The following is a 16,581-nucleotide window of genomic DNA, read 5'->3' as shown; positions in this document are numbered from 1 at the left end:
CAATGAGCACTGAGGGGCTTCAGCGCGCCATCACGATCGAAGAGGTGGCCGCCGCATCGGGCGTGTCGCGCTCGACCGTGTCGCGCGTCGTGAACGGATCGACGGCGGTGAGCCCGAGCGCGCTCGCGGCCGTGCAGCAGGCGATCGCCGACCTCAACTACGTGCCGAATCGCGCCGCGCGGTCACTCGCGAGCCGCCACACCCACGCCGTCGCGCTCGTCGTACCGGAAGACACGACCCGGTTCTTCGGCGACCCGTTCTTCGCATCGGTCGTCTCGGGGATCAACACGGTGCTCAGCCGCTCGGACTACGTGCTGAACCTCTTCATCGCGAACGATGACCCGGGCGACAAGACGACGAGCTACGTGCGCAGCGGCAGCATCGACGGCGCGTTCATCATCTCGCACCACACCAGCGACACCTTCATCGACCGCATCGCATCGTCGGTGCCCGTCGTCTACGGCGGCCGGCCTCTGCGCGAGCGCGACAACGACTATTACGTCGACGTCGACAACGTCGCCGCCGCACGGGATGCCACGGCCTACCTCATCGAGAAGGGACACCGCCGGATCGCGACCATCGCAGGGCCGCTCAACATGGCGGCGGGTATCGACCGTCTGCAGGGCTATCGCGACGCGCTCGCCGCCGCCGGCCTCGCCGAGGACGGGATCGAGGAGGGCGGCTTCACGAGCGGCGGCGGAGCGGACGCGATGCGACGCATCCTGCAGCGGGGCGAGGCGCCCGATGCCCTGTTCATCGCGAGCGACCTGATGGCGCGCGGCGCCCTGGCGGCGCTGGCCGCGGCGGGCCTTCGCGTGCCGCACGACGTGGCGATCGCGGGGTTCGACGACTCGCCGGTGGCGACCTCCGTCATCCCCCATCTCACGACGATGCGTCAGCCGTCGTTCGAGCAGGGCGCGAAGATGGCCGGCGTGCTGCTCGACCTTCTCGCGGGCCGCGAGCCGCAGCGCGTCACGATCCTCGACACGGAGCTGATCGTCCGCGACAGCGTCTGACCGCGCGCTCCGCGGTGATCGAGTAGCGAGCTTGCGACCCCCCCTGCGGTGATCGAGTAGCGAGCTTGCGAGCCCCACCGCGGTGATCGAGTAGCGAGCGCCAGCGAGCGTATCGAGATCCGCCGAACCGACGTAGTACGCGGGCCCTGATCTCGATACGGCGCTGGCGCGCCTACTCGATTACCGCGGCATACGGCGCTGGCGCGCCTACTCGATCACCGCGGGATACGGCGCTGGCGCGCCTACTCGACCTCCGCGCCACAGCGGCGCCTACTGCGGGTCGCCGCCCAACTGGCCGATCACCGGCAGCGGCCCGCCGTCGTCGGCGCCGGTCTTGCGCCAGCGGGCGATCGCGTTGCCGAGGTGGTAGATCAGCAGTGCAGCCGCGGCGCCGAGCACGATCGCCCCGAGCTGGAAGTCGCCCCACTGCATCGTGAAGCCCGCGATGGCGATGACCAGGGCGACCGCGCCGGTGTACTGGTTGACGGGCCGCGAGAAGTCGACGCGATTGTCGACCCAGATCTTGATGCCGATGATGCCGATGAGCCCATACAGGGCCGTGGTCACCCCTCCGAGCACACCGGCGGGGATCGTGTTGAACACCGCTCCGATCTTGGGTGAGAGGCTCAGCACTATCGCCGTGGCGCCCGCGACCCAGTACGCCGCCGTCGAATAGACGCGGGTCGCGGCCATGACGCCGATGTTCTCGCCGTACGTGGTGGTGCCCGAGCCGCCGAACGCGCCCGCGAGCGTCGTGGCGACGCCGTCGGCGATCAGCGCCCGGCCGGTCTGCCTGTTGACGGATGCTCCGGTCATGGTCGCGACGCCCCGCACATGTCCGACGTTCTCGGCGATGAGCACGAGCACGACGGGCAGGAACATCGCGATGACGCTCCACGTGCCCGGCGACGCGAAGTTCGCGAGGTGGAACTCGGGCAGGCCGATCCACGGTGCCGCCTCGATCGCCGAGTAGTCGAGCTGGCCGACGATCGCGGCGAAGACATAGCCGACGATCACGCCGAGGAAGATCGAGATCCGGCCGAGGAACCCGCGGAACAGCACGCTGAACAGGATCACCGCGCACAGGGTCACCGTGCCGGTGACGGGCGCCTGCTGGAAGTTCGTCCAGGCGACGGGCGCGAGGTTGAACCCGATGAGGGCGACGATCGCCCCCGCCACGACCGGGGGCATGAGCCGGTCGATCCAGCCCAGGCCGGCCAGCTGCACGATGACGCCGACGGCGACGAGCAGCACGCCGACCGCGACGATGCCGGCCAGGGCCGAGCCCATCCCCTGGCTGGCTGTCGCCGCGGTCACCGGCGCGATGAACGCGAACGACGAGCCGAGGTAGCTGGGGAGCTTGTTGCGCGTGACGATGAGGAACAGCAGCGTCCCGATGCCGGAGAACAGCAGGGTCGTCGAGACCGGGAAACCGGTCAGCACCGGCACGAGGAAGGTCGCGCCGAACATCGCGATGACGTGCTGCACGCCCACCGCGACCGTGGCGGGCCAGCTCAGCCGTTCGTCGGGCGCGACGACTTCGCCGGGCGCGACGGTGCGGCCGTTTCCGTGCAGCTTCCAGATCGGCATGGGCGCTCCTTCGTGTCGGTCCCGCCGCGCGGGGGAGTGGGCGATGAATCGTTGCTCACGATAGCGACAGGGTGAGCGGATGCTCCGCAGCACCGTGTACGCGCGTTTTGCGCCCGAGGGGCTTCGTCCGCGAGTGTGTAGGGAGCGTTCCCGCAGAACGGGGCGTGAGCGTCCGCAGGACGACGCAACGATCCGATGGAGACGATGTGACCGACAGTCAGCCGCACCCGCAGCCCCCACCGGCCGCCCCCGCACCCGACGCGGCCCTCCAGCTCGATGGCCTCGTCAAGCGCTTCGGCGACAAGGTCGCCGTCGCCGGCATCAGTCTCACCGTTCCCTCCGGCTCGTTCTACGGCTTGGTAGGACCCAACGGCGCAGGAAAGACGACCTCGCTGTCGATGGCGACGGGTCTGCTGGTGCCCGACGCCGGCCGCGCGCTCATCCACGGCGTCGACGTCTGGCGCGAGCCCGTGAAGGCCAAGGCGATGCTCGGCAACCTGGCCGACGGCGTGAAGCTCTTCGACCGGCTCACGGGTGAGCAGCTGGTCACCTACAACGGCCTGCTGTTCGGCATCCCGCACGACGAGATCGCGCGCCGCACCGCCGACCTGCTCGCCCTCATGGATATGACGGATGCTGCGGGCAAGCTGGTCGTGGACTACTCGGCCGGCATGACCAAGAAGATCGCGCTGGCGTGCGCCCTCGTGCACGCCCCGCGGGTGCTCGTGCTCGACGAGCCCTTCGAGTCGGTCGATCCCGTCTCGGCTGCCAACATCCAGGACGTGCTGACCGGGTACGTCGGCAACGGCGGGACGGTCATCGTCTCGAGCCACTCGATGGACCTCGTGCAGCGGCTGTGCGACCACGTCGCCGTGATCTCGGCCGGCCGCCTCGTGGTCGCCGGCACGGTCGACGAGGTCCGCGCTGGCCAGTCGCTGCAGGACAGGTTCGTCGACCTCGTCGGGGGCCGCCGCCACTCGGAGGGGCCGGAATGGTTGCGACACTCCTGAGACTGCGGTTCCGCGTCCTCGGCAACCAGCTCGCGCGGAGCCCCTGGCAGCTCGTCGGATTCCTGTTCGGCGTGCTCTACGGACTCGGCGTGCTCGTCGCGGCCGTCATCGGTCTCGTCTGGCTCGGCTCGGCGCCCCAAGACGTCGCTGCGGCCGTGATCGTGGGCGTCGGCAGCCTCGTCACGATCGGCTGGGTGCTGGGTCCGCTCATCGCATTCGGCGTGGACACGACACTCGACCCCGAGCACCTGGTCGTGTTCCCGATGTCGCTGCGCCGCATGATGGTGGCGCTCACGCTCGCGGGAGTATGCGGCATCCCGGGCATCGTCACCTCGGTCGCGGCGCTCGCGACCCTCGCGACGTGGGTGCACTGGCCGGCGGCCGCCGCCGCAGCGGTGGTCGCGATCCCGATCGCGGTGCTCACCGCCGTGATCGCGTCGCGGACGATGGCCTCGCTGGCCTCCGGCGCGGGTGGCAGGCGGCGCCTGCGCGAGGCATCCGGCATCCTCCTCGTCATCCCGCTGATCCTGGCCGGCCCGATCATCGCGGGCATCGCCACCGGATTCGCGGTGAGCCTCGACGCGCTTGGCGTGGTCGTCCGCGTCCTCAGCTGGACGCCGGTCGGGGCGGCGTGGGCCGTGCCCGCCGACGTCGCCGCGGGCGACTGGGCCGCCGCGCTCGCGAAGCTCGTCATCGCCCTTGCGACGCTGGGACTGCTCTGGATGCTGTGGGGCTGGTCGCTGCGCAACGCGCTGGCGCGCCCTCGCCAGGAGTCGGCCGCGACCGTTCGCCCCGGACGCATCGGCTGGTTCGGGCGCGTGCCCGCGACCCCTGCCGGCGCGGTGTTCGCGCGCTCGCTCACCTATTGGATCCGCGACCCGCGGTACCTGCGCCAGCTGATCGGCGTGCCGCTGGTGCCGGTGATTCTCTGGTTCTACCTGCGTAACGGGGATGTGGGGGCCGGTCTCACCTTCACGGCTCCGCTGATCGCGCTGGTGATCGGCATCATCCCCTACGCCGACATCTCGTTCGACGGCACCGCGTTCGCCTCCGAGCTCGCGGTCGGTGCCACGGGTCTCGCTGACCGGAGGGGCCGGACCCTCGCCGCGGCGGCCCTTGCAGTTCCGCTCGTGGTGATCGCGGCGGTCGTGCCGTTCGTGTTCTCGGGCCGATGGGACCAGTTGCCCGCCATCCTCGGAATGTCGCTCGGCATCCTCCTCACCTCGTACGGGGTCTGCGCCACCACCTCCGCTCAGCTGGTCATCCCCGTCGCCGGCTCGGGCGACAACCCGTTCAAGCGCGTGCCGGGGACGACGTTCCTGCAGGGGATGTCGTTCCTGCTCATCTGGCTCGTCGCGATCGTCTTGTCATCGCCGTCGATCGTGATGGGCATGATCGCGTTCTTCACCGGCAACGTGACCCTCGGGGTGATCGGCGGGGCGGTCGGGCTCGTCCTCGGCATCGTCTTCGTCGTGGTCGGCATCCGAGTGGGCGGACGGATGCTGGATCGCACCGGTCCGCTCCTGCTGAGCCGCCTCAAGGCCATGAAGAACGCCTGACCCGGCGGCGCTCGAATCCCTCAGCCCGAGGTGAGGCGCTCGAGCAACTCGAGGTAGCGGGCGGCCGTGCGCTCCACGATCTCTGCCGGCAAAGCAGGCGGCGTGCCCTGTTTATCCCAATGCGCGGCCAGCCAGTCGCGCACGATCTGCTTGTCGAAGCTCGCCATGCGCTCGGCCGGAGTGGTGCCGGCGGCCCAGGCCGCAGCATCCCAATATCGTGACGAGTCGCTCGTGAGCACCTCATCGGCGAGGGTCAGCGTGCCGTTGTCGTCGGTGCCGAACTCGAACTTCGTGTCGGCCAGGATCAGCCCGTGCTTCTCGGCGAGAGCCGCCGCGCGGCGGTAGATCTCGAGCGATGCGTCGCGGAGGGCGGCCGCGGCATCCGCACCCACCAGCTCGATCGTGCGCTCGTACGAGATGTTCTCGTCGTGCTCGCCCATCGGCGCCTTGTAGGCAGGGGTGTAGAGCGGCTCGGGAAGGCGGTCGCCGTCGTCGAGACCCGCAGGAAGGGGGATGCCGCATACCGTGCCGCTCTCGCGGTACTCGACCCACCCCGAGCCGGTGAGATAGCCCCGCACGACGCACTCGATCGGGTACATCTCGAGGCTCCGCACGAGCATCGCGCGGCTGATGACCTCGGCCGGGATCAGCTCGCGCACGGTGTCGTCGGCGGTGAGCTCGTGATCGGCCACGAGATGGTTCGGGATGCGCGCCCCGCCGTCGGCGCCCGCCAGCTGGTCGAACCACCACAGGCTGAGCGTCGTGAGCAGCTCGCCCTTGCCGGGGATACCCGGCTCGAGCACGTGGTCGAACGCGCTCACGCGATCACTCGCCACCACCAGCATCCGATCGCCGTCTCCGCTGCCCGCCGGCACGTAGAGGTCGCGCACCTTGCCCGAGTAGACGTGCCGCCAGCCTGGAAGGTCGAGGGGGGTGCTCACCCGCCCATTATCGCGGAGGCACTCGGCCCCCCGAACAACTTTGACAGTGTCGCCTCAGCGTCGTATATTCCATGTGGACTAACCCACCCCGAACACATCTGGATGCCGATGAAAGACGCCGTCGACCGGCTGACTCCGCTGGGGCTCATGGTGCTCGCTCTGCTGAACGAGGGCGACATGCACCCCTACGAGATGATGCGGCTCATGCGCCAGCGGCACGACGACCGGCTCGTGACCATCACGAACGGCACGCTGTACCACACGGTCGGGCGCCTCGTCAGGGCCGAACTGCTCGCCGAGGTCGGCGTCGACCGCGAGGGCAACCGCCCCGAGCGCACGACCTACTCCCTCACCGCCGACGGACGTGACGCGGTCGGCGAGTGGGTGCGCCGCGAGCTGCCTCGCACCGACCACCCCGCGGAATTCCGCATCGCCCTCGCCGAGGCCCACAACCTCGAGCGCACCGAGGTCATCGACCTGCTCCACGCGCGCCGTGCCAACCTGACCGGCGAGCACCTGATGCACAGCGGCGGTCGCCGGAAGGCGCTGGATCGCGGAGTCCCCGAGCAGTTCCTCCTCGAGATCGAGCGGTCCGAGATCCTCCTCGAGGTCGAACTCCGCTGGACCGACGCCCTCATCGACCGCCTCGAACTGCACGCCTTCCCCTGGGGCGCGGACGAACTCTTCCCGCTCTCCGAGCGTTACCTCACCGATCGAAAGGCCGCACGGCAATGACCGATGCTTCGACAAGTTCAGCAACCGACGGGCGGCGGGCCGCAGCATCCGCCGACCGCGACAAGAAGACCACCGAACGCAATCCGTGGCCGGCCCTGTGGGCCCTGGTCATCGGATTCTTCATGATCCTGGTCGATACGACGATCGTCTCGGTCGCCAACCCGGCCATCAAAGAGGCGCTCGACCCGGCCACCAACAATCTCGACAACGTCGTGTGGGTGACCTCGGCCTACCTGCTCGCCTACGCGGTGCCGCTGCTGGTCACCGGCCGCCTCGGCGACCGGTTCGGCCCGAAGAACATCTACCTCATCGGGCTCACGGTCTTCACGCTCGCGTCGCTGTGGTGCGGCTTCTCGACCACGCTCGGGATGCTGGTGGCCGCCCGCGCGGCGCAGGGTCTCGGCGCCGCACTGCTCGCGCCGCAGACGATGGCGATCATCACCCGTACGTTCCCGCCGAACCGCCGCGGGGCGGCGATGGGCCTGTGGGGGGCGACCGCGGGTGTCGCGACGCTCGTCGGCCCGCTCGCCGGCGGCCTGCTGGTCGACGGCCTGGGCTGGGAGTGGATCTTCTTCGTCAACATCCCGGTCGGCATCATCGGGTTCGTGCTCGCGATGATCTTCGTGCCCAAGCTCGAGACGCACGCGCACACCTTCGACATTCCCGGCGTGCTGCTGAGCGGCGTGGCGCTGTTCCTCATCGTGTTCGGACTGCAGGAGGGCGAGACCTACGACTGGGGAGTGATCTGGGGTCCGATCTCGGTGTGGAGCATGATCATCACCGGCGTCGTGCTGCTCGCCCTGTTCATCTGGCTGCAGAGCCGCACCAAGCGCGAACCGCTCGTGCCGCTCGTGCTGTTCCGCGACCGCAACTTCTCGGTCTCCAACATCGGCATCTCGGTCGTCGGCTTCGCGGTCACCAGCATGTCTCTTCCGCTGATGTTCTTCATCCAGCTCGCCCGCGGACTCACGCCCACCGAGTCGGCGCTCCTGCTGATCCCGATGGCCGTGCTCACGGGCGTGCTCTCGCCGCTCAGTGGGCGGCTGCTGGATCGCGTCGACCCCCGCGTCATCCTCGTGCCCGGCCTGGTGCTCTACACCCTGTCGCTCGTCTGGTACTCGACGCTGATGGACGCGTCCACGCCGATCTGGATGTTCCTGCTGCCGTCGGCCCTCACGGGCATCGCAAGCGCCGGGATGTGGGGGCCGCTGGCCACCACCGCGAACCGCAACCTGCCCGTGCAGCTGGCCGGTGCGGGCTCGGGTATCTACAACACGATGCGCACGGTGGGATCGGTCATCGGCTCGGCGGCGATCGCCGCGTTCATGCAGTCGCGCCTGAACGCGAATCTGCCGGGCGCCGATGCGGCGTCGGGCGGATTCGGCGGTGGCCAGTTGCCGCCGCAGGTCGTCGACGGGTTCTCGGAGGCAATGGCCCAGACACTGCTGCTGCCTGCCGCCGTGATGCTGATCGCGATCGTCGCGGTGATGTTCATGCGCCCCACGCAGGCGTCGGCGAACGCGGAGTGGAAGGCTTCTGCCGACGCGCAGTAGCGCCGCCGCCGCGCTGCCCTGGCGATCTGCTCAGGGGGCCGCCACGCGTGCGGCGATATCGGTGCGGAACTGCCCGCCCTCCAGGCCGATGGCCCCGAGGGCTCGGTAGGCCCGCTCGCGCGCCTCGCCGAACGAGTCCGCGACGGCGACGACGCTCAGCACGCGCCCGCCCGTGGCAACCAGGCCATCGCCTCCGCGCGCGGTCGCCGCGTGCGCGATGTGCACTCCGTCGACGGATGCTGCAGCATCCAGTCCTTCGATGGTGCGGCCGGTCAGCGGCGCTTCGGGATACCCCTCGCTCGCAAGCACCACGGTGATGGCCGTGGCGTCGGAGAACGTCGGCTTCGCGTGGTCCTCGAGCGTCCCGACCGCTGCCGCCAGCAGCAGCGCCGAGAGCGGGTCGACGAGCCGCGGGAGCACGACCTGCGTCTCGGGGTCGCCGAAGCGTGCGTTGAACTCGATGACCTTGACGCCGCCGTCGGTGAGGATCAGGCCCGCGTACAGCAGTCCGATGAACGGCGTGCCTTCGGCATCCAGCTGCCGGATGACCGGTTCGGCGATCTCGCGGGTGACGAGGTCGACGAACTCGGCCTCGCTGCCGTACCGGTCGGCGAGCCAGGGGAGCGGCGAGTAGGCGCCCATCCCTCCGGTGTTGGGGCCGGCGTCGCCGTCTGCGAGGCGCTTGAAGTCCTGCGCCGGGCTCAGGGGGAGCACGCGGTCGCCGTCGCTCAGGAAGAAGAGCGACACCTCGGGGCCGGAGAGGAACTCCTCGATCAGGATCGCGCCGCCGGCGAGGTACGCGTCGGCATGGGCGAGCGCCGCGTCGCGATCCGGGGTGACGATCACGCCTTTCCCGGCGGCCAGCCCGTCCGCCTTCACGACATAGGGCGCGCCGATCTCGTCGAGCGCCGCCTCGACCTCGGCGCGGGTGTGGGCGCGCAGGGCGCGGCCGGTGGGCACGCCCGCGGCATCCATGATCCGCTTCGCGAACGACTTCGAACCCTCCAGCTGCGCTGCCGCCCTGCCCGGACCGAAGACCGGGATGCCGCGTGCCCGCAGCACATCGGCGACGCCGGCGACCAAGGGCGCCTCGGGGCCGATGATGACGAGGTCGATCCCTTCGTCCTGCGCGTAGGTCTCGACGGCCGCGGGGTCGTTCGGATCGAGCACGACGAGCGTCGCATCGTGGGCGATGCCGGCGTTGCCGGGTGCCGCGAACAGCTCGTGGCCGACGTGCTCGGACTGCAGCGCGAGGATGATGGCGTGCTCGCGCGCGCCCGAGCCGAGGACCAGGATTCTCACCCGGCCAGCCTATCCGGGGGGCCTTTCGTCTCGCTCCGCTCGCCGGGCGACAGGGGTGTCGTATCGCGCGTGCCGCAACTCCTCCTCGAGTGATCGGAGATTTCCGCCAGCCCGCGGAACGCCGCCGCGCGCCCCCCGCGCGCGACAAACTGAGGCGGAGTTGTGGCACACCTACCGCGCGACCCGCCACTCCCCGGTCGTCGGGTGACGAGCGCAGCGAGGAGGCGAAACGCGCACGAGGCGTACGGTGAGGGCATGGCGCGGAAGATCTCGACCGACGAAGGCCGCGACGCGCTCGCCGCGGTCGCGGCGGCGGCCGCGGCCGCCGCCGCTCCTGCCCGCACCGACCTCGCGACCGCTGTGCGCTACCTCCTGCAGCTGCTCGCCGAGAAGGCACCGGGGCACTCGGTCGAAGTGCGGGTGCCGCCGTTCGGCGCCGTCCAGGTGATCGAAGGCCCGCGGCATACGCGCGGCACGCCGCCGAACGTCACCGAGACCGACGCCCTGACATGGATTGCCCTTGCGACGGGGGCGGAGCAGTGGGGAGACGCGGCGACCGCAGGCCGCATCCTCGCCTCGGGCACCCGGTCGGACATCTCCGACCTCCTGCCGCTGCGGCCGTAGGCCCCGCCCCCGGGCGACGGTGCGACAATGGAGGCATGACCGATCACGTGGAACCCGCGGGTGAGCGGGATGCTGCAGCATCCGTTCCTTCGACGGTCGTCGTCGACGAGGAGCTCGTCACCGTGCGGCGTTCGCCGAAGTACTCGGTGTTCCTCCTCTTCGGAGCTGTGCTCGGGGCGTTCGTCGCGCTGGTCCTCACGCTCGCATTCCACGGCACCGACAGTCAGAGCCCCAACACCGCGATCGTCTACGCGCAGTGGCAGGTGTTCGGCTTCCTCGCGCTGATCGGCGCTATCGTGGGCGTGCTCGTCGGCGGCGTCGCCGCGCTGATCTTCGATCGGGCGCTCGGCCGCCGCACGCACCGGATCGTCGTCGATCGCGAGCACACCACCGCGATCTGAGGCCCAGAGCTACGCGAGCTCGGCGATGATCGGATGGATGGCCGCGTCGAACGCGACCACGTCGCCGCGGAGTCCGTCGGTGACCGCAATCGTGAGCGACCCGATCCACCACACGCCCCGCTGGGCCAGCGGAAGCACCTGCACGTTCAGTTCGAACGAGTGCGCGCGCCGCCCGACCTGGCGCTCGTGCTCGGCGATCGCACTCGCGTACGCGCGATACGAGACGCCCGGCTTGGCCGTGGCTTCCTTCCGATACCTCTCGTAGGCCGACTGCGAGAACGCGAGCGCCTCGACCGCATGGGGCCCGATCGCGGATCGCAGTTCGCTCGAACCGTCGGCGGGGAGTGCGATGAGCGTCTCGAACCCGTCGACCAGGTCCAGCGGCACAGGCGACGGGTGCGCCTGCGGCTCGACCGTCATGGCCCAGTATTCGCGCCACTGCCGTTCGAGGAGGGCCTGATCGGCTTCGGCGCGATCGTTCGCGCGCGGGGGGATGCCGCGCAGATGCGGCAGCTCGTCGGGCGAGCGGATGCCGAGCACCTGCCGGAGGTAGAGCGCGAGCAGCACGGGCCGACCCGCATCCTCGCGGATCACCCACTCCGGAGACCCCGTCCCGCCCATGCGGCTTATTGTACGGCCGGGGTCGCCGCGCGGCCCGGCTGGTTTCGCCAGCGGCGCGGGCTTCGCCCGGCGTCCGGCACCGCCGCCCGCCGGTAGGCTGGGCAAGTGGCTCCCGCATCCACCAATCCCTACACCGAAGCCGGCGTCGATACGGCTGCCGGTGACCTCGCCGTAGAGCTCATGAAGTCGGCCGTGCGCCGCACTCATGGCCCCGAGGTGCTCGGTGGTGTCGGCGGATTCGCCGGCCTTTTCGACGCGAGCGCGCTGCGCGCGTACCGCCGGCCCCTGCTGGCGACGAGCACCGACGGCGTCGGCACCAAGGTCGCGATCGCCCAGGCGATCGACAAGCACGACACGATCGGGATCGACCTGGTCGGCATGGTCGTCGACGACATCGCCGTGGTGGGCGCCAAACCCCTCTTCATGACCGACTACATCGCGTGCGGCAAGGTCTACCCCGAGCGCATCGCCGACATCGTCGCCGGCATCGCGCGCGGCTGCGCCGAGACGGGCACCGCCCTCGTCGGCGGCGAGACCGCCGAGCACCCCGGACTCCTCGGGCTCGGCGACTACGACGTCGCGGGTGCCGCGACCGGCGTCGTCGAAGCGGATCGGATGCTGGGAGCACAGCACGTCCGCGAGGCCGATGTGGTCCTGGCTCTGGCATCGAGCGGCCTGCACTCGAACGGGTACTCGCTGGTCCGCCACATCGTCGCCGGCTCCGGCATCGGGTACGGCGACCGTGCTCCCGACCTCGGTGCGCCCGGCACGACGTGGGGCGAGGCGCTGCTGGAGCCCACTCGTCTCTACACCGCTCCGCTGCTGCGCCTGATCTCGGCCCTGGACGGCGAGTTCCACGGCGACCTCGACGGCGACGAGCGCAGCGTGCATGCCCTGAGTCATGTGACCGGCGGTGGCATCGCGGCCAATCTTGCCCGCGTTCTCCCGCAGCAGACGTGGGTCGAGGTCGACCGCTCGACGTGGTCGCCGCCGCCGGTGTTCCGCGTGCTCGCCGACCTCGGCGATCTCGATCTCGGCAGCACCGAGGGCACCTGGAACCTCGGCATCGGGTTCATCGCCGTCGTTTCGCCCGCCGTGGCCGATGCAGCCGTGGCCGCCCTCGCCGCCGACGGCATCGCCGCGTGGCGGGTCGGCACCGTGAACGGCGGCGACCGGCCCGCAGGAGACTTCGAGCAGGGTGCCAAGGGGGTCGACGGAGGTGCCGTCCGACTCGTCGGGGCCTTCGCGGACGGGAGCTAGACGCATCCATGTGCGGAATCGTCGGCATGGTGGGCCGTGGGCCCGTCAACCAGGAGATCTACGACGCGCTCCTGCTCCTCCAGCACCGAGGGCAGGACTCGACGGGCATCGCCACGGCCGAGTCCAACGGCACGTTCCACCTCGCCAAGGCCAAGGGCCAGGTGCGCGAGGCGTTCCGCACGCGCGACATGCGCGCGCTCCTCGGCGAGATCGGCCTGGGGCACGTCCGCTACGCGACCCAGGGCACCGCTGCCAACGAGGAGGAGGCGCAGCCGTTTTACGTCAACGCGCCCTACGGCATCGTGCTGGTGCACAACGGCAACCTCACCAACACCCGCGAGCTGACCGATGAGCTGTTCCACACCGACCGCCGGCATCTGAACACCACTTCCGACACCGAGCTTCTCGTCAACGTCCTCGCCAACGAGCTCCAGTCCGAGATCGCGGGGCTCGAGCTCGACCCCGAGCAGGTCTTCCAGGCGGTTGCGCGCGTCCACGGGCGGGTCGAGGGCTCGTACGCGGCCATTGCGCTGATCGCGGGCTACGGCCTCCTCGCGTTCCGCGATCCGTTCGGCATCCGGCCCCTGATCCTCGGTACGAGGCACGCGCCCGAGGGCGGGTACGAGTGGATCGTGGCATCCGAATCCCTCGTCCTCGAGAACGCCGGGTTCGACATCGTCCGCGACGTCATGCCGGGCGAGGCGGTCTTCATCGACCTCGACGGGCACCTCCACACGAAGCAGTGCGCGAAGAACCCGATGCTCGTGCCGTGCTCGTTCGAGTACGTGTACCTCGCCCGCCCCGACTCCGAGATGAACGGCGTCTCGGTGTACGAGGCCCGCCTGCGCATGGGCGAGCGCCTCGCCGACACCATCGCGAAGTACACGCCCGAGGGCTCGATCGACGTGGTCATGCCGATCCCCGACTCTTCGCGGCCGGCCGCGATGCAGGTGGCCCGCAAGCTGGGGCTCGAGTACCGCGAGGGGTTCTACAAGAACCGCTACATCGGCCGGACGTTCATCATGCCCGGGCAGGCGGTGCGCAAGAAGAGCGTGCGCCAGAAGCTCAATGCCATGTCGAGCGAGTTCAAGGGCAAGAACGTCCTGCTGATCGACGACTCGATCGTGCGCGGCACCACCAGCAAAGAGATCATCCAGATGGCGCGGGATGCCGGGGCCAAGAGCGTCACATTCGCCTCCGCCGCTCCGCCCGTGCGCTACCCGCACGTCTACGGCATCAACATGCCGTCGCGCCACGAGCTCGTCGCGCATGGCCGCACGATCCCCGAGATCGCCGAAGAGCTCGGCGCCGACTACCTCGTGTATCAGGAGGTCGCAGATCTCAAGGCGGCGATCCTCGAGGGCTCCGACCTCGATGACCTCGACATGAGCTGCTTCGACGGCCGGTACATCACCGGCACGGTCAGCGAAGAGTACCTGGCCTGGGTCGAGGGCTCGCAGGAGTCCTGACCCGATCGCGAGCGGTGACCGACGATGGTCAGTCGCGGAAGCGATCGGCGAAGCGGGGGTCATCGAGCCACCACAGACCTTGACCCTCGGCCGGGCTGGGCTCAGTGGTCGTGCGCGTCGTCGCGGGCTGCGGGCGCCCCGTCTCGATCTCCGGTTCCATCGACCCGTGGCCGGCCGGACGACCGGTCACCGCGTCCCGAGCATCCAGCTCGGCATCGATCTCGCGCTGCTCCTGGGCATCGGCGCGCACCCATATGACGACGGTGGCCGCGATCATCGGGATTCCGATGACCTCGGCGATCGCGAGCAGGGCGCCGCCTGAGTACTTGTTGACGAGGAGCATCATCACGAGCCCTGGAATCGCGTCGAACAGCCCGTCCGCGAAGGCCACGAGCGTCTTGACCGCCGGTGTGGCCCATTCGGGCATGAGGTCGTCGCTGAGGATCGGCAGGTTCACCGTTAGACCCGTGACGAACGCGGTGAGCAGCAGCAGCGCCCAGGGCAGCGGCTCGGTCAGCGCTGCCTGGTACCACTGCGAGGTGATGGCGTAGGTCAGCACGATGGCGCTCACCAGCGACGCCACGCCCGGGAACATGACCACCCGGGCGATCCGTCCGCGCGCCCACCTGATGCGCTGACCGCGCAGCAGTTCGATCAGCTTCACCGGATCGCCCAGCGCGACACCGAGCGGCAGAACGGCGGCAGACATGCCGATCGAGACGCCGTCCATCCATGGGTTCACATCGCGGAGGGCCTGCGGGGGGCCGGCGAAGGTCCACGCGGCCAGCGCGCAGGTCACCATCCAGATCGCGACGCGCCAGACGGGCCAGGGGATGCCGCGGCCCCGCGCGATCGCCACGCTCACCGCATACGCGATTGCGGCGAGAACCGGCAGGCCTAGGCCCACCACGCTCGGCGCCCAGGGGCTCAACAGCGCATCCACGCGTGAAGGCTCGCTCATCCGTCGATGAATCGGCTGAGCGGTGCCACCCTCCCGCCTGCTACGCGTGCCACCGCCGGAAGTCGGCTGCGCTGATCGTGCTCATGACCGCTCCGCTCCCTCGCCCGCTCCGTTTGCGACGTTCTCACCGTAGAGGCGGGGAGTGGTGTTACCTTCATGCCGTGAGTCTTGGGGGCAGGGATACCGCGAGCGCACCTTTCGTGGTGACTCTCGTCGTCGACATGCCCATCACGAAGCTCGACGCCCTGGAGGTCATCGCCTTCGTCTCGGACGGCGCGGTGCAGAACGCCGGAACGGCGTTTCCGCGCGTGCCCGTCGGGCCGAACGCATGGGCAGAAGTGCAGATCCCGCGTTTCGCCGATCCTCCGCCGGTCGCGATCGATGTGTGCTCGGATGCCTCGATCGAGGTCGCGCGCGTCGCGGCCATCCGCCTCTCGGATGCGCTCGAACGCGTCGGCTGGGCGGTGCGTGGCCCGCGCGCAAACGAGATCTGAGTAGACGCGATCTGAATAGACGAGATTTGACCGGGCTACGCGGCGCGTGGGTGCGCGCCGTCGGCGGCGACATTCTTCGAGATCCACGCGATGGCACGTTCGACCTCGCCGTAGAGGAGCGGGCCTGCGTATCCATGGACTCTGAACGTCTGCTGCATCACCGTGGTGTCGAAGCCGAGGTCGTGCAGTTGATGGCGCGCGGCCTTCGCCGCGGATCCGGGAAGCCGAGGCTCGTCGACTTGCGTGTCGAAGACCAGGGTCGGAGTGTCCGCTGTCGGTCGATGGAGCCCGCCCACCCACTCCCGGACGCCCTTGACCGGTTCGTGGGGGGCGGAGTGGGATGCCACGGCATCCGCCCTCGTCGACGGGCGTGACATCGAGAACGCGTGAGTGGGTGCGCCGACCACGAGGAGGTCGTATCCGTCGGTCGTCGATGGCGCAGCATCCGTATCGAAGATGTCGACGGCTCCCCGGGAGGAGAGCGCATCGGCGATCGCGCGGGCGACCTTTTCGGTGTTGCCCCACAGGCTTTCATAGACCACAAGTGCACGCATCTCCTCCCCGTTCGTGACGATCGGCGGCGAGCGGACCTGTCGCAACCATAAGCCCGATGACGGTGCAGAGCCAGAGCCCGGTCGTGTGGCTCGGCCGCTGCACGGCCGTCGCATCAGGAGTTCGAGGCCTCCGGCCGTCAGCGCCCCTGGCGCTTCTTGAACGGCTTGGGCTGCCCTTTCACAGCGGGCGCCCGACCTTTGCCCTTCGATGCCTTCGCCTTCCCGCCGGCCGGGACGGTGGGTTTCGGCGGTGGGGGAGGTGCCGCGGCGAGCTCCTGCTCCGCATCGGCGAGCAGGAGCGCTCCGGCCGGGGTCAGCCGGGTCGGACCGTCGCCACGTGTGAGCAGTTGCTGCCCGACCTCTTCCTCGAGCTTGTCGATCGACGAGTAGAGCGAAGCCAGGGGGATGCCGAGGCTCTGGGCGGCGCGGGGGAAGTGCAGCTCCCCCGCCACCGCGACGAAGCGCACAAGCAGAGTGGTGTTCACGAGCGC

Annotated in this window: 17 protein-coding genes; 10 read left to right on the top strand and 7 right to left on the bottom strand. The window is 69.7% G+C overall.

Annotated elements, in window-relative coordinates; translation table 11 throughout:
• The first annotated feature begins 2 nt into the window (after window positions 1-2).
• Window positions 3-1,016 (top strand): LacI family DNA-binding transcriptional regulator, encoded by a 1,014-nt coding sequence (locus tag ACFE6Z_RS15680; protein ID WP_375386638.1) that lies wholly within the window; start codon window positions 3-5, stop codon window positions 1,014-1,016.
• A 270-nt stretch (window positions 1,017-1,286) separates the two neighbouring features.
• Here ACFE6Z_RS15680 and ACFE6Z_RS15675 read toward each other — a convergent pair whose 3' ends face one another.
• Window positions 1,287-2,606 carry a uracil-xanthine permease family protein gene (locus ACFE6Z_RS15675; RefSeq protein ID WP_375386637.1) on the bottom strand — a complete coding sequence of 440 codons (1,320 nt, stop codon included), beginning with the start codon at window positions 2,604-2,606 and terminating at the stop codon, window positions 1,287-1,289.
• Window positions 2,607-2,812: 206 nt separating this feature from the next.
• On the opposite strand from ACFE6Z_RS15675, the gene ACFE6Z_RS15670 reads away from it, so the two are divergent.
• Entirely contained in the window at window positions 2,813-3,616 is an 804-nt protein-coding gene (locus ACFE6Z_RS15670) for an ABC transporter ATP-binding protein (RefSeq protein ID WP_375386636.1), read from the top strand.
• Window positions 3,598-5,175 (top strand): hypothetical protein, encoded by a 1,578-nt coding sequence (locus tag ACFE6Z_RS15665; protein ID WP_375386635.1) that lies wholly within the window; start codon window positions 3,598-3,600, stop codon window positions 5,173-5,175. The genes ACFE6Z_RS15670 and ACFE6Z_RS15665 overlap by 19 nt, the downstream gene beginning before the upstream one ends.
• 20 nt (window positions 5,176-5,195) lie before the next feature.
• Here ACFE6Z_RS15665 and ACFE6Z_RS15660 read toward each other — a convergent pair whose 3' ends face one another.
• Window positions 5,196-6,116 (bottom strand): phosphoribosylaminoimidazolesuccinocarboxamide synthase, encoded by a 921-nt coding sequence (locus tag ACFE6Z_RS15660; protein WP_375386634.1) that lies wholly within the window; start codon window positions 6,114-6,116, stop codon window positions 5,196-5,198.
• A gap of 102 nt (window positions 6,117-6,218) precedes the next feature.
• Between ACFE6Z_RS15660 and ACFE6Z_RS15655 the strand changes: the two genes are divergently transcribed.
• Window positions 6,219-6,851, top strand: a complete 633-nt coding sequence (locus ACFE6Z_RS15655) for a PadR family transcriptional regulator (protein ID WP_375386633.1) — start codon at window positions 6,219-6,221, stop codon at window positions 6,849-6,851.
• A complete protein-coding gene (locus tag ACFE6Z_RS15650) occupies window positions 6,848-8,404 on the top strand; it encodes an MFS transporter (RefSeq protein ID WP_375386632.1) in 1,557 nt (518 codons plus the stop codon). The genes ACFE6Z_RS15655 and ACFE6Z_RS15650 overlap by 4 nt, the downstream gene beginning before the upstream one ends.
• Window positions 8,405-8,434: 30 nt before the next feature.
• Here ACFE6Z_RS15650 and purD read toward each other — a convergent pair whose 3' ends face one another.
• Window positions 8,435-9,706, bottom strand: a complete 1,272-nt coding sequence (gene purD / locus ACFE6Z_RS15645) for a phosphoribosylamine--glycine ligase (protein ID WP_375386631.1) — start codon at window positions 9,704-9,706, stop codon at window positions 8,435-8,437.
• A 255-nt stretch (window positions 9,707-9,961) separates the two neighbouring features.
• Between purD and ACFE6Z_RS15640 the strand changes: the two genes are divergently transcribed.
• Both ACFE6Z_RS15640 and ACFE6Z_RS15635 read left to right on the top strand, forming a co-directional pair.
• Window positions 9,962-10,330 (top strand): sterol carrier family protein, encoded by a 369-nt coding sequence (locus tag ACFE6Z_RS15640; protein ID WP_375386630.1) that lies wholly within the window; start codon window positions 9,962-9,964, stop codon window positions 10,328-10,330.
• Between the two features lie 35 nt (window positions 10,331-10,365).
• Window positions 10,366-10,731 carry a potassium transporter Trk gene (locus ACFE6Z_RS15635; RefSeq protein ID WP_375386629.1) on the top strand — a complete coding sequence of 122 codons (366 nt, stop codon included), beginning with the start codon at window positions 10,366-10,368 and terminating at the stop codon, window positions 10,729-10,731.
• Window positions 10,732-10,740: 9 nt separating this feature from the next.
• Here ACFE6Z_RS15635 and ACFE6Z_RS15630 read toward each other — a convergent pair whose 3' ends face one another.
• The gene (locus ACFE6Z_RS15630; RefSeq protein WP_375386628.1) at window positions 10,741-11,352 is read right to left on the bottom strand and encodes a zinc-binding alcohol dehydrogenase; all 612 of its coding nucleotides are present in this window, start codon (window positions 11,350-11,352) and stop codon (window positions 10,741-10,743) included.
• Window positions 11,353-11,457: 105 nt separating this feature from the next.
• Here ACFE6Z_RS15630 and purM point away from each other — a divergent pair, with 105 nt between their 5' ends.
• Together purM and purF are read left to right on the top strand one after the other, a co-directional pair.
• The gene (gene purM / locus ACFE6Z_RS15625; RefSeq protein ID WP_375386627.1) at window positions 11,458-12,612 is read left to right on the top strand and encodes a phosphoribosylformylglycinamidine cyclo-ligase; all 1,155 of its coding nucleotides are present in this window, start codon (window positions 11,458-11,460) and stop codon (window positions 12,610-12,612) included.
• 8 nt (window positions 12,613-12,620) lie between these two features.
• Window positions 12,621-14,081: an amidophosphoribosyltransferase gene (gene purF / locus ACFE6Z_RS15620; RefSeq protein ID WP_375386626.1), complete on the top strand. Its 1,461-nt coding sequence runs from the start codon at window positions 12,621-12,623 to the stop codon at window positions 14,079-14,081.
• 28 nt (window positions 14,082-14,109) lie between these two features.
• Here purF and ACFE6Z_RS15615 read toward each other — a convergent pair whose 3' ends face one another.
• On the bottom strand, window positions 14,110-15,042 hold the full coding sequence (locus ACFE6Z_RS15615) for a cytochrome c oxidase assembly protein (protein WP_375386625.1): 933 nt from the start codon (window positions 15,040-15,042) through the stop codon (window positions 14,110-14,112).
• A 221-nt stretch (window positions 15,043-15,263) separates the two neighbouring features.
• On the opposite strand from ACFE6Z_RS15615, the gene ACFE6Z_RS15610 reads away from it, so the two are divergent.
• Window positions 15,264-15,536, top strand: a complete 273-nt coding sequence (locus ACFE6Z_RS15610; RefSeq protein WP_375386624.1) for a hypothetical protein — start codon at window positions 15,264-15,266, stop codon at window positions 15,534-15,536.
• A 35-nt stretch (window positions 15,537-15,571) separates the two neighbouring features.
• Here the strand turns inward: ACFE6Z_RS15610 and ACFE6Z_RS15605 are convergent, their stop codons facing one another.
• Together ACFE6Z_RS15605 and ACFE6Z_RS15600 are read right to left on the bottom strand one after the other, a co-directional pair.
• On the bottom strand, window positions 15,572-16,090 hold the full coding sequence (locus tag ACFE6Z_RS15605) for a flavodoxin family protein (RefSeq protein ID WP_375386623.1): 519 nt from the start codon (window positions 16,088-16,090) through the stop codon (window positions 15,572-15,574).
• 137 nt (window positions 16,091-16,227) lie between these two features.
• On the bottom strand, window positions 16,228-16,575 hold the full coding sequence (locus tag ACFE6Z_RS15600) for a LysR family transcriptional regulator (protein ID WP_375386622.1): 348 nt from the start codon (window positions 16,573-16,575) through the stop codon (window positions 16,228-16,230).
• Window positions 16,576-16,581: the final 6 nt, after the last annotated feature.

Source organism: uncultured Microbacterium sp. (assembly GCF_964244775.1).
Taxonomy (GTDB): domain Bacteria; phylum Actinomycetota; class Actinomycetes; order Actinomycetales; family Microbacteriaceae; genus Microbacterium.
This window is presented reverse-complemented; position numbering and strand designations above follow the sequence as displayed.

Coding starts and splice junctions, on each gene's coding strand:
- ACFE6Z_RS15665 (WP_375386635.1), top strand. CDS start 3,598: ATGGTTGCGACACTCCTGAGACTGCGGTTCCGCGTCCTCGGCAACCAG.
- ACFE6Z_RS15680 (WP_375386638.1), top strand. CDS start 3: ATGAGCACTGAGGGGCTTCAGCGCGCCATCACGATCGAAGAGGTGGCC.
- ACFE6Z_RS15630 (WP_375386628.1), bottom strand. CDS start 11,352: ATGGGCGGGACGGGGTCTCCGGAGTGGGTGATCCGCGAGGATGCGGGT.
- purF (WP_375386626.1), top strand. CDS start 12,621: ATGTGCGGAATCGTCGGCATGGTGGGCCGTGGGCCCGTCAACCAGGAG.
- ACFE6Z_RS15675 (WP_375386637.1), bottom strand. CDS start 2,606: ATGCCGATCTGGAAGCTGCACGGAAACGGCCGCACCGTCGCGCCCGGC.
- ACFE6Z_RS15655 (WP_375386633.1), top strand. CDS start 6,219: ATGCCGATGAAAGACGCCGTCGACCGGCTGACTCCGCTGGGGCTCATG.
- ACFE6Z_RS15605 (WP_375386623.1), bottom strand. CDS start 16,090: ATGCGTGCACTTGTGGTCTATGAAAGCCTGTGGGGCAACACCGAAAAG.
- ACFE6Z_RS15635 (WP_375386629.1), top strand. CDS start 10,366: ATGACCGATCACGTGGAACCCGCGGGTGAGCGGGATGCTGCAGCATCC.
- ACFE6Z_RS15615 (WP_375386625.1), bottom strand. CDS start 15,042: ATGAGCGAGCCTTCACGCGTGGATGCGCTGTTGAGCCCCTGGGCGCCG.
- ACFE6Z_RS15640 (WP_375386630.1), top strand. CDS start 9,962: ATGGCGCGGAAGATCTCGACCGACGAAGGCCGCGACGCGCTCGCCGCG.
- ACFE6Z_RS15650 (WP_375386632.1), top strand. CDS start 6,848: ATGACCGATGCTTCGACAAGTTCAGCAACCGACGGGCGGCGGGCCGCA.
- ACFE6Z_RS15610 (WP_375386624.1), top strand. CDS start 15,264: ATGCCCATCACGAAGCTCGACGCCCTGGAGGTCATCGCCTTCGTCTCG.